Here is a 21,708-nt window from a genome sequence, read left to right on the forward strand (position 1 = left end):
CGAAGGGGTCGATGTGACCGGCATCTCCGGAGATATTGCACGCGTCGGCGTGGTGGGCTGCGGCCAGATGGGAGCGGGCATCGCCGAGGTGTGCGCCCGCGCCGGCCTGGACGTGAGGGTCGCCGAGACCACCGGCGAGGCCCTGGAGTTCGGCCGTACCCGGCTGTTCAGTTCCCTGGCCAAGGCCGCCGAGCGCGGCAAGATCACCGAGGAGGAGCGGGACGCCACGCAGGCGCGGCTGTCCTTCACCACCGACCTCGGCGAGTTCGCCGACCGTGACCTGGTGATCGAGGCCGTGGTCGAGAGCGAGCAGGTGAAGACCGAGATCTTCCAGGTGCTCGACCAGGTCGTGACCCGGCCGGACGCGATCCTCGCCTCCAACACCTCCTCGATCCCACTCGTGAAGCTGGCGGTCGCCACCTCGCGCGCCGACCAGGTCATCGGCATCCACTTCTTCAACCCGGCCCCGGTGCAGCAGCTCGTCGAGCTGATCCCGGCGCTCACCACCTCCGAGGGCACGATCGCCCGTGCCCAGTCGTTCGCGGAGAAGCTGCTGGGCAAGCACGCCATCCGTGCCCAGGACCGGTCCGGCTTCGTCGTGAACGCGCTACTGATCCCGTACCTCCTCTCCGCGATCCGGATGTTCGAGTCGGGCATCGCCAGCCGTGAGGACATCGACAACGGCATGGAGCTCGGCTGCGCCCACCCGATGGGCCCGCTGAAGCTGTCCGACCTGATCGGTCTGGACACGGTCGCCTCGGTGGCGCAGAGCATGTACGACGAGTTCAAGGAGCCGCTGTACGCCGCTCCCCCGCTGCTGCTGCGCATGGTCGACGCGGGCCGGCTGGGCCGCAAGACGAACTCCGGCTTCTACACCTACGGCTGATTACGGACGGTCAGATTCCAGCCAACCGCACGGGCCCGGCACCGAGAAGGTGCCGGGCCCGTGTCATTCACACACCGTGTGCGCTCCGGGCTCGCATATGCCCCTCGCACACTCTCCCCACGTGCCCACCAGGCGAGTTCACTTTCCCTGCGCATGCAAGGGATGTGAGATGACTACGGAAAGGAGCGGACACGTGACCGCCGATCCCGAGCATCCCGTCGTTCAAGGGGAACTCGCAGAGTTACGACGTCGCCTCGACGTCGCCTACGCCCGCGTGGAGGGCGGGCTGGCTCTGCTCACGCACCGCACCGAGGAGACCGCCAAGGAACTCGACGAGCTGAACACCCGGATCCACACACTGGAACACGCGCGCTGGCCGCTGCCCGCGGTCGCCGCCCTCACCGCCGTGGGTGCCCTCGTCGTGACGATCTGGCAGGCGGTGGGGCACTAGATCCTGGCCGCGGGACGTCGATCAGGGCAGGACGTCCTGGCCGAGCCTGAGATGGTGCAGCATCAGTAACGCGGCCGCCATGTTGGCGGCCGGGACCTCCCCCCGGGCGATCATGTCGGGGACGAGCTTGAGAGGAACCCATTCCCGGCGGTCCGACTCGAAGTCGTCCACGGGATGCCCGACATACTCGCCCTCGTCGGCCCAGTAGATGTGGTGCCGGGCGTCGGTGAGCCCGTTGGAGGGCTCCACGCTCATGAGGTGGTGCAGGGGTCCCGGCCGCCAGCCGGTCTCCTCCTCGAGCTCCCTGGCGGCCGCGCGGACGATGTCCTCGCCGTCCTCGACGACCCCTGCCGCGAGTTCCCACCCCCAGCTGTCGGTGATGAAGCGATGGCGCCACAGGAGGAGGACTTCGCCCGCCTCGTTGACCACCGTGGCCACGGCGACCGGCCGCATCCGTATCAGGAAGTGGTCCAGGTGCCGACCGTTCGGCAGTTCCACGTCTGCCAGGTTGACGGTGAACCAGCGGTTTTCATACACAGTTTGTTCGCTCTGTTTCGTCCACTGCACGGTTCTGCCACCTTCCGTCGAGTAAGTGGCAATATCGCAGCAGGGACTATGAAGTGTCGGTGCTCGGGTGCCCCGTCGTGGCCGGGCTACAGCGGTACGCGCAGTGCTCCGTCGATGAGTTCGGCCGCCTCGGCCGTGCCCGCACAGCCGTTGCGCACCAGGTGTTCGCGTACCGCCCGGAGTCTGTCGCGCAGGCGCTGGGACTCCATTCCCCGGGCCTGCTCGGCCATCTGCACCGCGATGGCCACCGCCTTGTCGGCGTTGCCCTGACGCAGCTCGATCGTGCTGAGCATCGCCAGCCGGTGCACCCTGCCCCGGTCGTGCGCGGGATTGTCGACGGCGGCCGCGGCATGCTCTCCCGCGGCCGCCAGCTCCCCGAGGCTGAGCAGCGCCTCCGCCACCTGGACGTTGACCAGCCCCGGCTGGACATAGCCGGTCTCGTCGGGTTCGTATCCGCGCCGGATGCGATCCGCGGCCTGCTCGGCACGCCGTATGCAGGACAGGGCGCTCGTGCCGTCGCCGAGGTGGGCGTACGCCTTCGCCTGCATCGCGTACAGGTCGGAGGCGAGCGCCGGGGTGATGTGCTTGCCGGCGGCCCTCAGGGCGGCCTCCGCGAAGGCGACGGCCTGCCGGAACTCCCGCATGAACAGCGACTGGTTGACCAGCAGCGCGATCACATATGCGCCGAGCCCCCGGTCCCCGCTGGCCTTCGCGAGCCGCAGCGCCTGATGGAAGTAGCGCTGGGCGAGCCCGTGCGCGTCGGAGTCGTAGGCGCAGATGCCGGCGATGGCCACCAACCCGCCCGTTGCCCGGTGCAGTTGACGCCCCGTCGCATCGGTGTAGCTGCCGCGCAGCAGCGGGGCGGCCTCGGCGTTGAGGAAGCCGACGATCCGGGTCCGGGTCGCCATGCCGCCCGCCTTGCGGTACATCTGCTCGTAGTGCGTACGGGCGGAGCGCAGCATCTCCAGGTCGGCGGGGGTGACCCGGTGCCGGCCGCCGCGCGAGACGTCCACGTCCTCGGGCGGGTTCTCCCATTCCCACACGGGCATGACGGCGGGCGTGCCGGTGACCGCCGGGGCGCCCAGGATATGGGGACGCTGCTGCTCGTCGGAGCGCCACAGGGCGGTGGCCCGCTCCACGAAGCCGGACAGCGAGGTGGTGTGCGCGGCGGACTGCTCGCCGGGCACGCCGAGGCCGATGTCGTCGAGCGTCACGGTGCGGTGCAGCCGGGCGGCGAGCACCTCGCAGATCAGGTCGGGCACCTGGCCGCGTGGCCGCTGTCCCTTCAACCACCGTGCGACGGCGGTGTGTTCGTATCTCAGCGCGAGCCCGCGCGCCCGCCCCGCCTGGTTCACGTGCGCGGCCAGCCCCGCGTGCGAGACCCCCGCCTCGTCCAGGATCGCGTCGAGCAAAGTGTTGGGCTGCATGTATGCCCCCCGGGTGGCTCGGTGTCGTCAGAGTAGTGCGGACCGCTTCACACGGGGTGTGAACGGAGTACGCGAATCCGCAGCGTGCGCGCGCTGTTGCGGAGAGTTTCCGACCGGTTGACTGAAATGCCTCGCAAGAGGCCGGCCGGGCCGCCGGCTCCCCCTCGTACAGTGCGGCGGCCCGCATCCGCGCCGTCCGCCCAGCTGCCTGCCCGACACTCCGCGGCTGGGCGGATGGCGACCCCGGTGCCGCGCTAAGGATGGTTGGTCGGCTGCGGGTTCGTCGTGGCCGGTCGGGCAGTTCCCCCCGCCCCCAGACGGTCGCAGGCCACCCTCGTTCGATCGTTCCGTAGGACCAGTAGCGCTATGTCGTCCGCTTGCCTTCCTCTCGCGTGACGGAGGACGGCCGTGAAGAGGGTGCGCAGGATCGTCTGGGAAGTGATCGTGTGGTTGCGTACGGCGTCGATGAGCGCCGCCTGGAGCGAAAAGAACCGGCCTCTCGCGTCCCTCGCGTCCTCGACACCGTCCGTGTACAGGACGAGCGAGTCGCCGGGCAGGAGTGAACCGCAGGGCAGGGGGGTCAGTTCGGGCGGAAGGGGGAACGGGCCGAGGGGTGGAAGGGGGTCGGCTCGGGCGAGGGGTTCGACGGTCCCGCCGCTCAGCAAGTACGGCCAGGGATGACCGCAGTTGAGAACGGTGATCTCGCCGTCCCGCCCGATCTCCAGCAGCAGTACGGTGACGAACTCCTCGGCGGCCGGGCTGTCCGGATCCCGGAACCTCTCGCGCACGTGGCGGGCCAGGGCCCGGTCCAGTCTGTGCAGCACCCGGCCCAGGTCGGGTTCGTCGTGGACGGCCTCGCGGAAGCTGCCGAGGACCGCGGCCACGGTGCCGATGGCGGTGATGCCATGGCCGCGGACGTCGCCCATCACCGCCCGTACGCCGTGTTCCGTGGCGATGACGTCGTACAGGTCACCGCCGACACAGGCGCTGCGATCCGCGGAGAGCTGGGCGGCGGCGACGTCCAGCCCGTCGATGTGCGCGGGCAGCGGCCGCAGCAGCGCGCTCTGCGCGGCACCGGCGACCTTGCGGACCTGCCGGAGCTCACGCAGCAGGGCTTGGCGGACGTGCACGATCAGCCCCGTACCCACGGCGAAGAAGACGGCACTGGTGACGACCCGAGCGCCGAGGCTGTTCTGCTGGGCGAGCGGGCAGGTCAGCTTGTACGTGATGGCCATCGCGCCCCAGGCGGTGGGCAGCCCCAACGCGATCACCTTGCGGGGAACCCGACCCTTGATGCGGAACATGCCGATGGCCCCCCAATAGGCCCTGACAACGCAGACGGACCGACCCCGAGAGGCCGGTCCGATTCTGTCGACAGAGAACCCGGAAGTACCAGATCACCCAGAGAAGTCACCCTTTTGAGTGAGGTGACCGCAACGCCCTGATGGGGGGTGTGGGGGGCTCGCCCCCCCACACAAGGGGGGCGGGGAACTGCGCGACCAGCCACGGACTACCCGCAGCCGCCAAGCAAGCGCAGTCCCCCGCCTCTTAGGCGAACTACCCCCTCAAAACCGCACCCGTCCGCTCGCCCGCGAGGGCCACCGCGGCGTCCCGAGCAGCCGACGCCTCATCGACGGTCAGCGTCCGATCCCCCGCGCGGAAGCGCAACGCATACGCCAGCGACTTCTTCCCGTCACCGAGCTGCTCGTCATTGACGTACACGTCGAACAGCCGGATCGCCTCGAGAAGTGCGCCCGCCCCCTCACGCAACGCGGCCTCGACCTCCGCGGCCGGCACCGGCTTGTCGACGACGAGTGCGACGTCCTGCGTGGCGACCGGGAACGTGGAGATGCCCGGCGCCTGCGGCGTACCGTCCCCGACCTGCTCCAGCGCGTCCAGGTCCAGCTCCATCGCGCAGGTACGCCCGGGAAGGCCCAGCGCCTTGAGCACCCTCGGGTGCAGCTCACCGGCGTGACCGACAACCCGCTGCGCACCGTCGACGGTGATCGCCAGCTCGGCGCACCGGCCCGGGTGCCACGGCCCGTACTGTCCCGTCCGCACGATCAGTTCGGCGCCCGCTTCGACGGCGACGGCACGCGCCGCCTCCACCGCGTCGGCCCAGTCGGCCGGACGGCCCTTGCCCCACCAGCCGGCCTGCTCACGCGCGCCGGCGAGGACGACGGCCACGTGCCGGGGCTGCTCGGGCAGCACGGCGTTCAGCGCGGCGATCTCCTCGTCGGTCGGACGCCGGTCGACCGGCAGGTGCCCGGCGACGCGCTGCTCCTCACGCGGCTGGAAGACCAGGCCCGTCTCGAACAGGGCCAGATCGTGCGAGCCCCGGCCGTCGTTACGGCGCAGCGCACCGAGCAGACCCGGCAGCAGCGACGTACGCAGCGCGGGCTCCTCGTCGTTGAGCGGGTTGACCAGCTTCACGACGCGGCGGGCCGGGTCGTCGGCCTCCAGGCCGAGCTGGTCGAAGACCTGCTCGCTGACGAAGGGGTAGTTCGGCGCCTCGACGTAGCCCGCGCCGGCCAGCGCGCGGCCGACCCGGCGGTGCAGCCGCTGACGGTGGGTCAGACCACGGCCGGACGGAGGCTTGGGCAGCGTGGAGGGCAGGTTCTCGTAGCCCTCCAGGCGGATGACCTCTTCAGCCAGGTCGTTCGACTCCAGCAGGTCGGGTCGCCAGGACGGCACGGTGACGATCAGCTCGTCCTGCCCGTACACGTCGCAGCCGATCTCCTGCAGCCGCCGTACGACCGTCTCGCGACCGTACCCCACACCCGCGACCTTGTCGGGGTGGTCGGCCGGGGTGGTGATGGTGTGCGGCGCGGACGGCGCGACGACCTCGGTGACGCCGCCCTCGGCGGTGCCGCCCGCGAGCAGCACCAGCAGGTCGACGGTGCGCTGGGCGGCAGCCGCCGCGGCAGCCGGGTCGACGCCGCGCTCGAAGCGGCGGGACGCCTCCGAGGACAGCTTGTGGCGGCGGGCCGTGCGCGCGATCGACACCTGGTCGAAGTGGGCGGCCTCGATGACGACCTCGGTCGACGCGTTCTCCACGTCGTCGTGGTCGGCGATCTCGGTGTTGGCGCCGCCCATGACGCCCGCGAGGCCGATCGGGCCGCGCTCGTCGGTGATGACCAGGTCCTCGGCGTGCAGCTTGCGCTCGGTGCCGTCGAGGGTGACGAGCTTCTCGCCCTCCTGCGCCCGGCGCACCCCGATGGTGCCCTGGACCAGGTTGCGGTCGTAGGCGTGCAGCGGCTGGCCGAGCTCCATCATCACGTAGTTGGTGATGTCGACGGCGAGCGAGATCGGGCGCATGCCGACCTTCTGCAGGCGGCGCTGCAGCCAGATCGGGGAGCGCGCCTCGGGGCTCAGGCCGGTCACCGTGCGGGCGGTGAAGCGGTCGCAGCCGATCGGGTCGGAGACCTGTACCGGGTAGCCGTAGGCGTTCGGGCCGGGCACGTCGATGAGGGCCGGGTCGCGCAGCGGGAGGCCGTAGGCGATGGCGGCCTCGCGGGCAACGCCGCGGATGGACAGGCAGTCGCCGCGGTTGGCGGTGACGGCGATGTCCAGGACCTCGTCGACCAGTTCCAGCAGCTCGATGGCGTCCTTGCCGACCTCGGTCTCCGGCGGCAGCACGATGATGCCCTTGGTGCCGTCGTCGCCCATGCCCAGTTCGTCGCTGGAGCAGATCATGCCGTGGGACGTCTTGCCGTACGTCTTGCGCGCGGAGATGGAGAAGCCACCCGGCAGTGTGGCGCCGGGGAGAACGACCACGACCTTGTCGCCGACCTGGAAGTTCCGCGCGCCGCAGACGATCTCCTGCGGCTCACCGGTGCCGTTGGCCTGGCCGACGTCGACGGTGCAGAAGCGGATCGGCTTCTTGAACTCCGTCAGCTCCTCGATGGTCAGCACCTGGCCGACGACGAGCGGGCCCTTGAGGTCGGCGCCGAGGTGCTCGACGGTCTCGACCTCCAGGCCGGCCGACACGAGCTTCTCCTGGACGTCGCGGCCGGTTTCCGTCGCCGGCAGGTCGACGTACTCCCGCAGCCAAGAAAGCGGGACCCGCATCAGATCTCCATCCCGAACGGCCGGGTGAACCGGACGTCACCCTCGACCATGTCTCGCATGTCTTCGACGTTGTGGCGGAACATCAGCATCCGCTCGATGCCGAACCCGAAGGCGAAGCCGCTGTACTTCTCCGGGTCGACGCCGCAGGCCTTGAGCACCCGCGGGTTGACCATGCCGCAGCCGCCGAGCTCGATCCAGCCCTCGGAGGAGCAGGTACGGCAGGGCCGGTCGGGGTTGCCGACGGACTCGCCGCGGCAGACGTAGCAGACCATGTCCATCTCGGCGGACGGCTCGGTGAACGGGAAGAAGTTCGGCCTGAGCCGGGTCTTCATGCCCTCGCCGAACAGGGCCTGGACCATGTGGTCCATGGTGCCCTTGAGGTCGGCCATGGTCAGGCCCTCGTCCACGGCCAGCAGCTCGACCTGACGGAAGACCGGGGTGTGCGTGGCGTCCAGCTCGTCGGTGCGGTAGACCACGCCGGGGCAGATCACGTACACCGGCAGCTCACGGTCCAGCAGCGAGCGGATCTGCACGGGCGAGGTGTGGGTGCGCAGCACGACGCCGGACTCGGTGCCGCCGTCGGGGCCCTGCACGAAGAACGTGTCCGCCTCGCCGCGCGCCGGATGGTCCGGGCCGATGTTGAGGGCGTCGAAGTTGAACCACTCGGCCTCGACCTGGGGGCCCTCGGCGACCTCGTAGCCCATGGCCACGAAGACGTCCTCGATGCGCTCCGAGAGCGTGGTGAGCGGGTGGCGGGCGCCGGCCGGTACGCGGTCGTAGGGCAGCGTGACGTCCACCGCCTCCTCGACCAGCACGCGCTGGTCCCGCTCGGCCTCCAGCTCGGCCTGACGGCCGGCGAGCGCCTTGTTCACGGCGCCGCGGGCCTGGCCGACGCGCTTGCCGGCCTCGGCCTTGGCCTGCGGGGGCAGGGCGCCGATCTCGCGGTTGGCGAGCGCCAGCGGGGACGTGCCGCCGGTGTGGGCGACCTTGGCCTCCTGGAGCGCGTCGAGGGAGTCCGCGGCGGCGAAGGCGGCGAGCGCCTCGTCCCGCATGCGCTCGATCTCTTCCGGTTTCAACGCCTCGACCTCGACAGGGTCGTACGACTTATTCGGTGCCGACATCTCTTCCCGTGCTTCCGATTGGCTGGCTGAAGGTCCCCGTACCGACTCGTGGACAGATCGTCACGGTTTTTGGGACACAAAGGTGCCAAAGGCCGAGTCTAACGGGGTTGAGGAATGCGAATGCGCCCGTGGGGCCGGGGCCGGATCTCAGGTGAGGTACGCCGGTGCCGCCACGGGCAACGTAAATCGGAACTGCGCGCCGCCGCCGGGGGCGCGGCCGACCTCGATGGCGCCGCCGTGAGCCTCGACGATGCCCTTGACGATGTAGAGCCCGAGGCCCGTGCCGCCGCGCTTGCTGCCCCGCCAGAAGCGGGTGAAGACGCGGTTCATGGACTCCTCCGGGATGCCGGGCCCCTCGTCGCTCACCGTGACCGACGTGCCGGTGTCCTCGCCCTCGCGGGGGGACGCCGTGGCCGTGATGTCAATGGTGACCGTTCCGTCGCCGTGCCGCACGGCATTTTCGATGAGGTTGCTGAGCACCTGGTCGATCTTGTCGGGGTCGGCCCACAGGGCGGGCAGCGGCTGCTCGACGCGCAGCAGGAACCGGTCGGCGGGCTGGCCGGCGGCGACGTACGCCTGGATGTGCCGCCCGACGGCCGCGCCCATGTCGACGGGCTGGCGGCGCACCTCGAGGCGGCCGGAGTCGATGCGGGAGATGTCGAGCAGCTCCGCGATGAGCCGGGTAACCCGGTCGGCGTCGGCGTCGACGGTCTCCAGCATGAGCCGCTTCTGGTCGTCGGTGAACCGTGCCCACTTGGCGAGGAGCGTGGCGGTGAAGCCCTTGACGGACGTGAGCGGCGAGCGCAGCTCGTGCGCGACGGTGGCGATCAGCTCGGCGTGACTGCGCTCGGTGCGGCGGCGGGCCTCGGTGTCACGCAGGGAGACGACGACGCGGCGGACGGGCCCGACCGGCTCGCCACGCACGTACCGCACCGAGACGAGCACCTCACGGCCGCCCGGCAGGAGGAGATTGCGCTCGGGCTGCCGACGGCGAATGGCGAGCCCGCCGTACGGGTCCGTCAGCTGCCACCAGCGCCGCCCCTCCAGGTCCTCTAACGGCAGCGCCTTCTCCAGCCGCTGCCCGAGGGCGTCGGCGGCTCGGACGGCCGTGATGCGCTCGGCGGCGGCGTTGAAGCAGATGACGTGCCCGTGCTCGTCGGCGACGACGAGGCCGTCGGGCAGGTCGTCGGGATCGATACCGAGCTCGGCGAGATCACCGGGCCGGGACGCGGACGGCCGCCGCACCTCACGTGACCCCGGTGCGCTGCTCGTGCCGACACTCATCCCCGTACCCCACCTCTCACGACGGCTGAGGGGCCCCCGAGCTGGTCACCCTACTAGCTCTCGGTGACGGTGCGGCACCCTGCGGAGGCGCGCTGTGCGCGGGCCGACGCGTAGAGACATACGGCTGCGGCGGTCGCGAGGTTCAGGCTCTCGGCCTTCCCGTGGATGGGGACGCGCACGACGGCGTCGGCCAGCGCCCGCGTCTCCTCCGGGAGCCCCCAGGCCTCGTTCCCGAACACCCAGGCGGTCGGCCCGCCCATGCTGCCCTTGTCGAGCTGGTCGTCGAGATCGTCCGTACCGGCCCCGTCGGCGGCGAGAATCCGCACACCGGCGTCCTTGAGCCCGGCCACGGCCCGCTCGACGGGCACGCCGACGGCGACGGGAAGGTGGAACAGCGACCCGACGGAGGCTCGTACGGCCTTGGGGTTGTAGAGATCGACGGACGCGTCGGTGAGGACGACCGCCTCGGCGCCGGCGGCGTCGGCGCACCGCAGCACGGTCCCGGCGTTCCCGGGATCCCGTACGTTCGCGAGCACGGCGACGAGCTTGGGCCGGGCGGCGAGGATCTCCTCGAACGGGGTGTCGATGAACCGGCAGACGCCGACGAGCCCCTGAGGCGTGACGGTGGTCGAGACGTCGGCGATGACCTGCTCGGAGGCCAGGTGGACACGGGCGCCCGCGTCCCGGGCCTCCCCCACGATGTCGGCGTACCGCTCGGCGGCCTCCAGCGTGGCGAACAGCTCGACCAGCGTGCCGTCGTGCGCGGCCGCCTCCCGCACGGCCTGCGGCCCCTCCGCGAGGAACAGCCGCTCCTTGCCCCGGAAGTTCCGCTTGGCCAGCCGCCGGGCGGCGGAGACCCGGGGGGAACGGGGGGAGATCAGCTCGGGGGTGGCGGGGGGCATGGGTTCACCTTGGAGTTCTGAGGGTCGCGGACACAGCGGGACCCGCAGGCCTTCTCAGCCTGCGGGTCCCTCAGTCACGTCGGCTGGGCCGAGCGTCGGCGTCAGGCCGCCTTGGGGGCGTTGACGTCCGCCGGCAGCGCCTTCTGGGCAACCTCGACGAGCGCGGCGAACGCGTTCGCGTCGTTGACGGCCAGCTCGGCGAGGATCTTGCGGTCGACCTCGACGTTGGCGGCCTTCAGGCCCTGGATGAAGCGGTTGTACGTGATGCCGTTGGCGCGGGCAGCGGCGTTGATGCGCTGGATCCACAGCTGGCGGAAGTCACCCTTGCGCTTCTTGCGGTCGTTGTAGTTGTAGACCAGCGAGTGGGTGACCTGCTCCTTGGCCTTGCGGTACAGGCGCGAACGCTGACCGCGGTAGCCGGAGGCCTGCTCGAGGATCGCCCGGCGCTTCTTGTGGGCGTTCACTGCCCGCTTGACGCGTGCCACTTTTTAACTCCTTGTAGCGGGGCCGCGGTTGGACTCACACGACCCGGTATCGATTGGGTCCCGGTCAGAGATCAGGCGCGAAGTGGTTCCGCGCCCCGATGTCACTTGCCGAGAAGCTTCTTGATCTTCGCGGCGTCGCCCGGGGCCATCTCGGCGTTGCCGGTCAGGCGGCGCGTCACGCGGGACGACTTGTGCTCGAGCAGGTGGCGCTTGCCGGCGCGCTCACGGAGCACCTTGCCGGAGCCGGTGATCTTGAAGCGCTTGCTGGCACCGCTGTGCGACTTGTTCTTCGGCATAGCGCCGTTCTCTCCTCGTCGGTGGCGTTCCGGTGCCCGGTCGTGAAACCGGGCACGGTGGAACGTCGCTGTTGTATCGGTTACGTCCTGGGGACTCGCGTCCCCCGGGATCACGCCTCGGCGGAAGCCTCGGCAGGTGCCTCGGTATCCACGGCATCCTCGGACTCCGCGGCGTCCTCGGACTCCGCAGCGTTCTGCGACTTGCCGGGGTTGGCCTTCGCGTCTGCCTTGCGGGCTTCCTGAGCCTGGCGGGCCTCGGCCATCGCCTCGGTCTTCTTCTTGTGCGGACCGAGAACCATGATCATGTTGCGGCCGTCCTGCTTCGGGTTCGACTCCACGAACCCGAGGTCCTCGACGTCCGTCGCGAGCCGCTGCAGCAGTCGGTAGCCCAGCTCGGGCCGGGACTGCTCGCGACCACGGAACATGATCGTGATCTTGACCTTGTCGCCCTGCTTGAGGAACCGGACGACGTGACCCTTCTTGGTGTCATAGTCGTGCGGGTCGATCTTCGGCCGGAGCTTCATCTCCTTGATGACCGTGTGCGCCTGGTTCTTGCGCGCCTCACGGGCCTTCATGGCCGACTCGTACTTGAACTTCCCGTAGTCCATGAGCTTGCACACAGGCGGACGGGCGTTCGCCGCGACCTCGACCAGGTCCAGGTCGTACTCCTGCGCAAGCTCCAGTGCCTTGGCCAGCGGGACAATGCCCACCTGCTCGCCACTGGGACCGACAAGTCGCACCTCGGGAACGCGAATCCGGTCGTTGATGCGGGGCTCGGCGCTGATGGATCCTCCTCGGTTAGCACCACACGGCGGTCTGGCGGACAGCCGCGTATGTCTCTTCTAGACAGACCTAACCGCGCCGAAGCACAAAAAATGCCCCGGACGATCACAGGCGGGGCTCCTAAGCACTACCGGAGCACCGCCGCGATGACCGCGGGGCGCACTTTCGGGCGACTCCATCGTCCGTACGGAACGATGGTGGCCGCCTGACCGGGGTGACCCGCCGTCCCGGGGGACGGTCAGGTGGGAGATCGGAGCCTCCACTTGTGGGCCGGACACCCTTACTGCTCATGGGTCGTCCAGCCGGTCGTCACACAAGGTTAGCAGCTCCGGAAGGGAAGGGCTAACCGAGGCCAACTGGGGGCCGGGCCGCCACGGCACCTATCGTGTCAGGCATGAGTGAGACCTCCCCCTCCGGCTCCGCCGAGCAGCCCGACTTCAACGAGATGACCCGCGACATCGCCGAGGTCCCGGCGGTCGAGGTGATCGTGACGGTCGCCGTCAACCTGATGAGCGCCGCCGCCGTGAAGCTCGGTCTGACCGAGGAGGGCGACAAGTTCAAGGACCTGGACGAGGCACGCAAGCTGGTGCACGCCCTCGCCGGTCTGCTGGACGCGAGCGCGACCGAGATCAGCTCGTTCCACGCGGCGCCGCTGCGCGACGGTCTGAAGTCGCTGCAGCTGGCCTTCCGAGAGGCGTCGATCGTCCCGGACGAGCCGGGCCAGGGCCCGGGCGAGAAGTACACCGGCCCGGTCTACGGCTAGCCCGGCGGCGGGTCCGTCCGCCTCATCCGCGTACGAACAGGGGCTCGCCCGGTGGCGTCGCCTCGGCCGGCAGCAGTGCCAGGTCGAGGCCGTGCACCAGGCGGGCCCTCAGTGTTGCGTCGGCGGCGAGGCGCTCCGCCACCGCCCGCGCGGCCTGGGCCGGGGGCGCGGACGGGTCCAGTACGAGGGCGAGGGTGCCGTCGGCCTGCCCCGGGCCGAGGTGGGCGCGCAGGACGGCGGGCTCGGCGGCGACGGCGGCGCGCACGGCCGCCAGGACGGCCGGGTCGGTGAGCGGGTCGGTCGTCGTACGCCCCTCGGCGAGCGCCAACAGCGAGCGCCCCGACAGCTCGAACGGCACCGGGCCGGCCATGTCCAGCACGATCGTGTCCGCCTTCTCATGCGCCGCGGCCTGCAGGGCCTGGTGCAGGGGTACCGCGACGGGGCGGGCCGCCGGGTCCCAGCGGGCGAGCGACTCGGTGGAGGTGAAGGCGGGCAGAGCGGTGCGCTCGCCGGCCTTCAGGGTCGGTACGGCCATGTCGCTGGTCTTCTCGTGGCGCAGCCCGTCCTCGTCCTCCTCGACCTCGCCGAGCACGGCCACGACGGGGACGAGCAGCCGGGCACCCTTGAGCGCCTCCAGGACCGGGCCCTCGGCGGCGCGGTCCTCGGCCCAGTCGGCGAGCGCGGCGCTCAGCCGGGGGTCGGCGGAGCCGTCGTCGTCGGAGAAGGGAGAGTCGGGAATGTTCTTGTTCGCCACGGTCACCGACCCTATCGGGGGGATGCTGCTGCGCTTGTGCGGCCCCGGAAACCTCGCTGTGACGCCCTCACCGGATTCTCAGTTTTCCCTGACACACATCTAACGTCCGTCTAACGGCCCGCACAGTCGCCGCCCCGACGATCGCGGGATGGAGTCCTCCAGAGCCCGCCGCGGCCGCCGCAAGCTGCTGTATGGCGCCCTCGCCACGGTCGCCGTTGTGGGTGCCACGGCCGCCGGGACCGTGTACGTGCAGGCGCGGGCACACTCCGGGACGAGCGCCGTATCGTCGGCGGCGACGCCGTCGGCGAGCGAGGAGGCTTCGGTGAAACCTGTGGCGCAGCCGACGGTGGACTTCGACGAGCTGCTGGCGACTGCCATGGGGGCGGTGGACATCCCCGAGGGCGTCCAGGTGTCGGTGGCGGTGCTGGACATGACGTCCGGTGAGAGCGCCTCGTACGGAAACGGTGCCTTCGACACGGCAAGCATCGTCAAGGTCGACATCCTGGCGGCGCTGCTGCTCCAGGCGCAGGACGCGGGGCGGCGGCTGACAGCGGCGGAGAAGTCGTACGCGACCGCGATGATCGAGAACAGCGACAACGCCTCCGCATCGGAGCTGTGGCGGGCGATCGGGGAGGCGCAGGGGCTGGACGCCGCGAACGAGCGGCTCGGGCTCACCGGGACCGAGGGCGGTGACGGGATGCTGTGGGGGCTGACGCAGACCACCGCCGCCGATCAACTCCGGCTGTTGCAGCAGGTGTTCGGGGAGGACTCGGAGCTGAGCGAGGCCTCGCGGGCGTATCTGCGGGGGCTGATGGGGGACATCGCCGTCGACCAGCAGTGGGGGGTGTCGGCCGTGGCCGACGGCTCGGCGTGGGCGTTGAAGAACGGCTGGCTGCCGCGCACCGCCACCGGGCTGTGGGACATCAACAGCATCGGGCGGGTGACGGTGGACGGCCAGACGTATCTGGTGGCGGTGCTGTCCGACGGCAACTCGACGAAGCCGAAGGGGATTTCGCTGGTCGAGACGGCGGTCGAGGCGGCGGTGTCGGTGTTCGGCTAGAAGTCGCGGCGTCCGCGTCGGCCACGCCACACCACGACCGCCGAGACCAGCAGCAGGCCGCCGGCGCCGCCCGCCAGCGGGGCCGTCCAGCTCGACGCGTCGTCGCCCGACTCGGCGGCGTCGGGACCCGAGCCGAAGTACTCCTCGCCGTACGCCGCCGGCTGGAGCTTCTCCCGCTCCATGCGGGAGGCCTCCTTGATGGCGGCGGCCGGGTCGATGAAGCCGTAGCCGCGGGAGTCGTCGCGGCCGTCGGCGGGGGCGTTGCGTGCCGTGTCCTCGAGGAGCTTCTTGATCTGCGCCGGGGTCAGGCCGGGGTGGGCGGACTTGACCAGGGCCGCGGCTCCGGAGACGAAGGCGGCCGCGGCGCTCGTGCCCCAGCCCTCGTAGTACTTGTGGTCGGGGTCCGCGATGACGACGTTGACGCCGGGGGCGCTGACGGTGGCGTACCAGCGGCGGGTGGAGAAGGAGGCGCGGGTGCCGAACTTGTCGACGGCGGTGGCGGCGATGACGCCCGGGTAGGCGGCCGGGTAGGAGATGTGGTCGCCCTTCTCGCCGCCGTTGCCGGCCGAGGCGACGACGACGGAGCCCTTCTTCAGGGCGTACTGGACGGCCTCGTCCTCGCCGGCCTCGGGGTGGGCGGACTTGGAGTCGTCGCCGAGGGAGAGGTTGATGACGTCGGCGCCGTGGTCGGCGGCCCAGCGGATGCCTTCGGCGAGGGCGTTGCCGCGGCTGCTGCGGGCCTTGGCGCGGGCGGGGTCGCCGTCCTCAAGGATGACGCGGACGGGGAGGATCTTGGCCTCGGGGGCGATGCCCATGACGCCGTCGCCGTTGCCCGCTCCGTGTCCGTGCCCGGCGATGATGCCGGCCATGGCGGTGCCGTGCCGGGCCCAGGCGCGGTCGCCGCGTTCGGCTCCGAAGCCGACCATGTCCTTGCCTTCGAGGACGTTGCCGGCCAGGTCGGGGTGGTCGGCCTCGACGCCGGTGTCGAGGACGGCGACGGTGATGCCCTTGCCCTTGGTGGTCTGCCAGGCCTCCTCGGTGTGCATGGCGTCCAGGGCCCACTGCTGGGCTCGTATGGAGTCGGCGTGCGCGGCGGTCGGAGGCAGGACGGCGAGGCAGGCGCCGAGGAGGACGGCGAGGGAGCCGGTCCGGCGGGTCATGAAGGTCTTCACAGTCCTGGTCACGGCGCCGGCCGCCGCACTGTTCATGCCGGTGCTCATGTCGGTCCTCGTACCGGTGCTCGTGCCGGCGTTGTCGCCGGTGTTCATGACGGCTGCTCCGTGGACGTGCCGACGTTCTTGCGCAGGGAGCGTTCGACGCGGTCGGCGAGACCCTGTGCCTCGTGGCCGAGGCCGGCCTGGGCGACGGCCGTGGTGTCGCCTGACTCCATGGCCTGCCTGGCGGGCTCGGGCTCGTCGACGGTGCGGTCGTCGGCCCAGCCGGAGACGGCGTAGACGACGACCGGCGCGTCGGTGAGGACGGAGACGGTCCAGGAGGCACGCTGTTCGTCGCCGAATCCGGCGGCCTGGGTGCCCTTCGCGGCGTAGGGGCGGGGCATCAGGTCCGTACGGCGGTCGAGGCCCTCTTTGGTGAAGCGGGTGTCGAGCGAGCGCATGGCGGTGGCGTCGGCCGTGGTGAAGAGCAGGCCGACCGTGGTGACGTAGCTCTGGGTGGCGTCGATGTAGGTGGCGCGCAGGAGGCGCTCGCAGCCCACGGTGGACAGGGCCTTGCGCAGGAGCGGGTCGAAGGCTTTCGCGCAGCCCGTGTCGGGGGCCACCGCGATCCGCGTCCAGGTCCGGTCGGCGCCGCCGGGGCCGGCGCCCCGCCCGATCACGGTGGGCGGGAACAGCTGGTCGACGGGAACGCTGTGCCACAGGCTTCCGGACGCGGCGAAGGTGTCCTGCGTGCCGCCGTCGCCGGGGTCGCCGATCAGCCAACTCCCGGTCACCGCACCGCCGATGAGCCCCAGCCCGAGCACGACACAGGCGGCTGCCACGGCGACCCGCGGCCTGATCCGCAGCCCGAGGGTCCGCGGTCGCGCCTGCTCGTCGTACCCCTCGGGCTGCCCGAACGACACGACCGGGCGCCCGGCACCCGGGGTCCCGCCCGGCGCCATCGGGGCGCTCCAGGAGAGCGACGGGTCCGGTGAGAACGCGGCGGAGCCGTGGCCGTTCATGGCGGGGCCGGCGTGCGTGGAGTGCTGGGTGTCGGGCGAGGACCCGGCGGGGGCCGAGGCCGCGTGTCCGCGTGCCTGCGACCCGTCTCCTGCCGAGGGCCGGTGTGCTGGACGCTGCGGGGGCAGCGGGACGGAATCGGGGCGGCGAGGGGGCTCGCCGGGGGCGGATCCGGGGCGGGTGGCGGGCTTGGGGGGCATGCCGACGGAGCTCTGCGCGGGGCTGGGAGCCGCGTGCGGGGGCATGGGGCCGGGGCCCTGCGCCGGTCCGGTGGACGGCTTCTGGGGCATGCCGGCAGAACCCGGCGCCGGTCCGGAGCTCGCCTGCGCGGGCATACCGCTGGAGCCTTGCGGGCGCCCGGTGCCCGGCTGGGCGGGTGTACCGACAGAGCCGTGCGGCCAGCTGGAACCGGACTGTTCGGGCGTACCGACAGCTCCTTGCGCCCTGTCGGAGCCCGCCTGCGGACGCTCGGCCGACTGGGGGCGTTCGGCGTACGGGCGGTTGCCCTGCTCCGGCGATGCGGGCGGGGTCGTTCGGATCGGGCGGAGTCTGAAGGTGGTCTCCGCTGCCGTCTCCGCGGGGGCCGCCGTGCGGCGGGGCGGGGCGGGACGCTCGGGCGGGCGGGGCGTGGTGTCGCCGGGCGCGCTCTCACGGTGCAGCGATCCGCCGCTTTCCTGGCGTCCGGCCGCCGGCGGGGTGTCCGGGAAACGTGCCGAGGCCCGGGGCGGCGGGGGGGCCGTGGCAGCGGTGTCCACGGCGCTGGGGTTCTGGAGGGGCTGCGCGCCGGAGGCGGCGGGGCCGCCGTCCTGCTGCTCACCCTGTGTGTCTGCGGACGTCGGTGGCTCCGCGGGTCTCGGCGGGGTCGACGGGCGGGGCGGGGTGGCGGGCGGCGGCGGTGTCGAGGGGAGTGGGGGGATGGGGGCGCGCCGTGCTTCCGTGCTCATGCACCCCCCGTTTCCTCGTGTCCGGGCCCGTCCTGGTACGCGGGACCGTCGTGCCGTTTTCCCTGTGCCGGGCCCGGCGCGGACTCGTCCGACCAGGCACGCATACCCGCACAGATGGAGCGTCATCCCGGCGCGCCGAGCGGCCGGGGGTGTTCCCCACATGCGTGCGCGTCACTCTACGGGTTGATCCCGGGCGAACGGGAACCAGTCCGGGACCCCGTGTGCATCTGCCCGGAACATCCCCCTACCCTGCGGTAATCCTGCATGGCAGGCTTCGTTCATGACTGCGCGCGCCGCCGACCGGGCCCGTTACGACCGGGCCACCGCCCATCTCGACGCCCCTCTCGCGATCGTGGACCTGGACGCCTTCGACGCCAACGCCGACGATTTGCTCCGCCGGGCCGGCGGGAAGCCGATCAGGGTCGCCAGCAAGTCCGTACGCTGCCGGGCCCTGCTCGAACGCGTCCTCGCGAGGGACGGCTTCGCGGGCGTGATGTCCTTCACCCTCGCCGAGTCCCTGTGGTTGGCCCGCTCCGGGTTCGACGACGTCCTGCTGGCCTATCCGTCGGCCGACCGCGCCGGGTTCGCCGAGCTGACGGGTGATCCCAAGCTGGCCTCCGCCGTCACCGTGATGATCGACGACCCGGCTCAGCTGCGGCTCATCGACGAGGCCCGCGGCGGCGGGCAGGAAGTGGTGCGGGTCTGTCTGGAGTTGGACACCTCGCTGAAGCTGTTCGGCGGCCGGGTGCGCGTCGGCGCCCGGCGTTCGCCGCTGCACTCCCCCGCCCAGGTCGCCGACATGGCCCGTGCCGTCGCCCGGCGGCCCGGGTTCGAGGTGGTCGGGATCATGGCGTACGAGGGGCACATCGCCGGGGTCGGGGACTCCTTGGCGGGGCGGCCGCTGCGGTCGCGTGCCGTACGGCTGATGCAGGCCGCCGCCCGCCGGGAGCTCGCCGAGCGGCGGGCCGAGGTGGTGCGGGCCGTCCGGGCCGTGGCCCCGGGTCTGGAGTTCGTCAACGGCGGCGGGACCGGCAGTGTGCAGTTCACGGCCGCCGAGGACTGCGTCACGGAGATCGGGGCCGGGTCGGGGCTGTACGTGCCGCGCCTGTTCGACAACTACACGTCCTTCAGCGGGCGTCCGGCCGCGCTGTTCGCCCAGCCCGTCGTGCGCCGACCGGGGGTCGGGGTGGTGACCGTCCTCGGCGGCGGCTACCCGGCCTCGGGTGCGGCGGGGAGCGACCGGCTGCCGGTGCCGTATCTGCCGGAGGGCCTGCGGTACGACCCTCAGGAGGGGCCCGGCGAGGTGCAGACGCCGCTGCTCGGCTCCCCCGCCGACGATCTCCTGCTCGGCGACAAGGTGTGGTTCCGGCACGCGAAGGCCGGTGAGCTGTGCGAGCGGTTCGACACGCTGCATCTGGTCGAGGGCGACGCGGTGACGGCGACCGTGCCGACGTATCGGGGTGAGGGGCACACCTTCCTGTGAGCCGGACCGCCCCGGCGGCGGTGCGGGCGACGGCTTCGGAACCGCCGTCCGGGCGCACCGCCGGGGTTGTCCGCCGGGCGGCCTACAGCGGTGTGACGTACGCCCCGGAGATTCCGCCGTCGACCAGGAAGTCGGTGGCGTTCACGAACGAGGAGTCGTCACTGGCCAGGAAGGCCACGGCGGCGGCGATCTCCTCGGCATCGGCGAAACGGCCGACCGGGATGTGGACGAGCCGGCGCGCGGCGCGCTCGGGGTCCTTGGCGAACAGCTCCTGCAGGAGCGGGGTGTTGACCGGTCCCGGGCACAGGGCGTTGACCCGGATGCCGTCGCGGGCGAACTGGACACCCAGCTCGCGGGACATGGCCAGCACGCCGCCCTTGGAGGCCGTGTACGAGATCTGGGACGTGGCGGCGCCCATCCTCGCCACGAAGGACGCCGTGTTGATGATGGAGCCCTTGCCCTGCTGCCGCATGTAGGGGATCGCGGCCTTGCAGCACAGGTAGACGGAGGTGAGGTTGACCTCCTGGACGCGCTTCCAGGCGTCCAGGCCGGTCTCCAGGATGGAGTCGTCGTCGGGCGGCGAGATACCGGCGTTGTTGAAGGCGATGTCGACGCTGCCGTAGGTGTCGTACGCCGTCCTGAACAGCGCCTCCACCTGCTCGGGGTCGGTGACGTCGACCTTGACGAAGGTTCCGCCGACCTCCTCCGCGGCCGCCTTGCCGCGCTGCTCGTCGACGTCACCGCAGACGACGTGGGCGCCCTCGGAGGCGAGCCGGCGGGCGGTGGCGAGGCCGATGCCGCTGCCGGCGCCGGTGATGACGGCCGTGCGGCCGACCAGCCGACGGCAGATGTTCTCCTGAGCCTGAGGCTGTGCCTGAGTCACTGTGCGGGGCCCTCCGTGCTGATGAAGACGTTCTTGGTCTCGGTGAAGGCGGTCAGGGCGTCCGGGCCCAGCTCGCGGCCGATGCCGGACTGTTTGAAGCCGCCGAAGGGGGTCCAGTAGCGGACGCTGGAGTGGGAGTTGACGGACAGGTTGCCGGCCCGGACCGCCTGGGAGACGCGCAGGGCGCGGCCGACGTCACGGGTCCAGATGGAGCCGGAGAGGCCGTAGTCGGTGGCGTTGGCGAGGCGGACGGCGTCGACCTCGTCCTCGAAGGGGAGGACGACGGCCACGGGGCCGAAGACCTCCTCGACGGCCACGCGCGCGTGCGGGTCGACGCCGGTGAGGACGGTGGGCGGGAACCAGAAGCCGGGGCCCTCGGGGGCCTTGCCGCGGATGCCGTCGAGGTCGTCGGTGACGTACGAACGGACCCGGTCCAGCTGGACCTTGGAGATCAGCGGGCCCATGTCGGTCTTCTCGTCGGCCGGGTCGCCGACGGTCACCGCCTCGATCGCGGGGCCCAGCAGCTCCAGGAACCGGTCGTAGGCGGAGCGCTGGACGAGGATGCGGGTGCGGGCGCAGCAGTCCTGGCCGGAGTTGTCGAGGAAGGACATGGGGGCGGCGGCCGCGGCGGTTTCGAGGTCGGCGTCGGCGAAGACGATGTTGGGGCTCTTGCCGCCGAGTTCGAGGGTGACGCGCTTGAGCAGGGCCGAGCCCTTTGCCAGCACCTGTTTGCCCACGGCCGTCGACCCGGTGAAGACGATCTTCGCGACGCCCGGGTGCTCGACGAGGGCGTTGCCCGCGACAGGGCCGTGGCCGGGCAGGACTTGGAAGAGGCCTTCGGGAAGGCCTGCCTCCAGGGCGAGTTCGGCCAGGCGCAGGGCGGTCAGGGGAGTCGTCTCGGCGGGCTTGAGGATGACCGCGTTGCCGGCCGCCAGCGCCGGGGCCGTGCCCCAGGCCGCGATCGGCATCGGGAAGTTCCAGGGCGCGATGACGCCGACGACGCCGAGCGGTTCGAGGATCGTCACGTTCAGCCCGCCGGGAACCGGGATCTGCTGTCCGGTCAGCCGCTCCACTCCCCCGGCGGCGTAGTCCAGCAGATCGCGGACGTTGCCCGCCTCCCAGCGGGCGTTGCCGACGGTGTGCCCGGCCTCGCGGACCTCCAGCTGGGCGAGTTCTTCGAGGTGTTCGTCGACCGCGACGGCGAACCGGCGCAGCAGCCGGGCGCGATCGCCGGGCGCGAGCGCGGCCCATCCGGACTGCGCCTTCGTGGCCCGTACGACGGCGGCGTCCACGTCGGCCGCGGTGGCGGCCGGGATGGTGGCGACGACCTCTTCGGTGGCCGGATTGAGTACCTGAAGCTGGTCGGACAAGGAG

Annotated in this window: 20 protein-coding genes; 5 read left to right on the plus strand and 15 right to left on the minus strand. The window is 71.5% G+C overall.

Annotation, left to right across the window (positions count from 1 at the left end; translation table 11 throughout):
• Positions 1–13: 13 nt before the first annotated feature.
• On the plus strand, positions 14–886 hold the full coding sequence (locus AB5J55_RS07760) for a 3-hydroxybutyryl-CoA dehydrogenase (protein WP_328882802.1): 873 nt from the start codon (positions 14–16) through the stop codon (positions 884–886).
• 193 nt (positions 887–1,079) lie between these two features.
• Complete coding sequence (locus AB5J55_RS07765; protein ID WP_369269938.1) at positions 1,080–1,337, plus strand: hypothetical protein; 258 nt, start codon at positions 1,080–1,082, stop codon at positions 1,335–1,337.
• 21 nt (positions 1,338–1,358) lie between these two features.
• Here the strand turns inward: AB5J55_RS07765 and AB5J55_RS07770 are convergent, their stop codons facing one another.
• From AB5J55_RS07770 to infC, 10 genes are all read right to left on the minus strand, one after another.
• Positions 1,359–1,904 (minus strand): NUDIX hydrolase, encoded by a 546-nt coding sequence (locus AB5J55_RS07770; RefSeq protein ID WP_369269939.1) that lies wholly within the window; start codon positions 1,902–1,904, stop codon positions 1,359–1,361.
• Positions 1,905–1,990: 86 nt separating this feature from the next.
• Positions 1,991–3,331, minus strand: coding sequence for a transcriptional regulator (locus AB5J55_RS07775; RefSeq protein ID WP_369269940.1), 1,341 nt, complete (start codon positions 3,329–3,331; stop codon positions 1,991–1,993).
• 254 nt (positions 3,332–3,585) lie between these two features.
• On the minus strand, positions 3,586–4,635 hold the full coding sequence (locus AB5J55_RS07780; protein ID WP_369269941.1) for a PP2C family protein-serine/threonine phosphatase: 1,050 nt from the start codon (positions 4,633–4,635) through the stop codon (positions 3,586–3,588).
• 253 nt (positions 4,636–4,888) lie between these two features.
• Positions 4,889–7,402, minus strand: a complete 2,514-nt coding sequence (pheT, locus tag AB5J55_RS07785; RefSeq protein ID WP_369269942.1) for a phenylalanine--tRNA ligase subunit beta — start codon at positions 7,400–7,402, stop codon at positions 4,889–4,891.
• Positions 7,402–8,523, minus strand: a complete 1,122-nt coding sequence (gene pheS, locus AB5J55_RS07790; RefSeq protein ID WP_363035999.1) for a phenylalanine--tRNA ligase subunit alpha — start codon at positions 8,521–8,523, stop codon at positions 7,402–7,404. The genes pheT and pheS overlap by 1 nt, the downstream gene beginning before the upstream one ends.
• 147 nt (positions 8,524–8,670) lie before the next feature.
• Positions 8,671–9,807 (minus strand): ATP-binding protein, encoded by a 1,137-nt coding sequence (locus tag AB5J55_RS07795; RefSeq protein ID WP_369269943.1) that lies wholly within the window; start codon positions 9,805–9,807, stop codon positions 8,671–8,673.
• A 53-nt stretch (positions 9,808–9,860) separates the two neighbouring features.
• Positions 9,861–10,709, minus strand: coding sequence for a TrmH family RNA methyltransferase (locus AB5J55_RS07800; RefSeq protein ID WP_369269944.1), 849 nt, complete (start codon positions 10,707–10,709; stop codon positions 9,861–9,863).
• 101 nt (positions 10,710–10,810) lie between these two features.
• Positions 10,811–11,194 (minus strand): 50S ribosomal protein L20, encoded by a 384-nt coding sequence (rplT, locus tag AB5J55_RS07805; RefSeq protein ID WP_030744620.1) that lies wholly within the window; start codon positions 11,192–11,194, stop codon positions 10,811–10,813.
• Positions 11,195–11,295: 101 nt separating this feature from the next.
• Complete coding sequence (rpmI, locus tag AB5J55_RS07810) at positions 11,296–11,490, minus strand: 50S ribosomal protein L35 (RefSeq protein WP_003977225.1); 195 nt, start codon at positions 11,488–11,490, stop codon at positions 11,296–11,298.
• Between the two features lie 110 nt (positions 11,491–11,600).
• On the minus strand, positions 11,601–12,275 hold the full coding sequence (infC, locus tag AB5J55_RS07815; protein ID WP_369276123.1) for a translation initiation factor IF-3: 675 nt from the start codon (positions 12,273–12,275) through the stop codon (positions 11,601–11,603).
• 392 nt (positions 12,276–12,667) lie between these two features.
• Here infC and AB5J55_RS07820 point away from each other — a divergent pair, with 392 nt between their 5' ends.
• Positions 12,668–13,036, plus strand: coding sequence for a DUF1844 domain-containing protein (locus AB5J55_RS07820; RefSeq protein ID WP_369269945.1), 369 nt, complete (start codon positions 12,668–12,670; stop codon positions 13,034–13,036).
• A gap of 22 nt (positions 13,037–13,058) precedes the next feature.
• Here AB5J55_RS07820 and AB5J55_RS07825 read toward each other — a convergent pair whose 3' ends face one another.
• Positions 13,059–13,790 (minus strand): SseB family protein, encoded by a 732-nt coding sequence (locus AB5J55_RS07825; RefSeq protein WP_369269946.1) that lies wholly within the window; start codon positions 13,788–13,790, stop codon positions 13,059–13,061.
• A 148-nt stretch (positions 13,791–13,938) separates the two neighbouring features.
• Between AB5J55_RS07825 and AB5J55_RS07830 the strand changes: the two genes are divergently transcribed.
• Positions 13,939–14,850: a serine hydrolase gene (locus AB5J55_RS07830; protein WP_369269947.1), complete on the plus strand. Its 912-nt coding sequence runs from the start codon at positions 13,939–13,941 to the stop codon at positions 14,848–14,850.
• Here AB5J55_RS07830 and mycP read toward each other — a convergent pair.
• A complete protein-coding gene (mycP, locus tag AB5J55_RS07835) occupies positions 14,847–16,010 on the minus strand; it encodes a type VII secretion-associated serine protease mycosin (RefSeq protein ID WP_369276124.1) in 1,164 nt (387 codons plus the stop codon). The two genes, AB5J55_RS07830 and mycP, sit on opposite strands and share 4 nt — an antisense overlap.
• 104 nt (positions 16,011–16,114) lie before the next feature.
• Entirely contained in the window at positions 16,115–16,927 is an 813-nt protein-coding gene (locus AB5J55_RS07840; protein ID WP_369276125.1) for a hypothetical protein, read from the minus strand.
• A gap of 1,321 nt (positions 16,928–18,248) precedes the next feature.
• Between AB5J55_RS07840 and AB5J55_RS07845 the strand changes: the two genes are divergently transcribed.
• Positions 18,249–19,451 carry an amino acid deaminase/aldolase gene (locus AB5J55_RS07845; protein ID WP_369269948.1) on the plus strand — a complete coding sequence of 401 codons (1,203 nt, stop codon included), beginning with the start codon at positions 18,249–18,251 and terminating at the stop codon, positions 19,449–19,451.
• 82 nt (positions 19,452–19,533) lie between these two features.
• Here AB5J55_RS07845 and AB5J55_RS07850 read toward each other — a convergent pair whose 3' ends face one another.
• Both AB5J55_RS07850 and AB5J55_RS07855 read right to left on the minus strand, forming a co-directional pair.
• Complete coding sequence (locus AB5J55_RS07850; protein WP_369269949.1) at positions 19,534–20,334, minus strand: 3-oxoacyl-ACP reductase; 801 nt, start codon at positions 20,332–20,334, stop codon at positions 19,534–19,536.
• Entirely contained in the window at positions 20,331–21,704 is a 1,374-nt protein-coding gene (locus tag AB5J55_RS07855) for an aldehyde dehydrogenase (RefSeq protein ID WP_369269950.1), read from the minus strand. Before AB5J55_RS07855 ends, AB5J55_RS07850 begins: the two co-directional genes overlap by 4 nt.
• Between the last annotated feature and the right edge of the window lie 4 nt (positions 21,705–21,708).

The organism is Streptomyces sp. R11, assembly GCF_041051905.1.
In the GTDB taxonomy this organism is placed as follows: domain Bacteria; phylum Actinomycetota; class Actinomycetes; order Streptomycetales; family Streptomycetaceae; genus Streptomyces.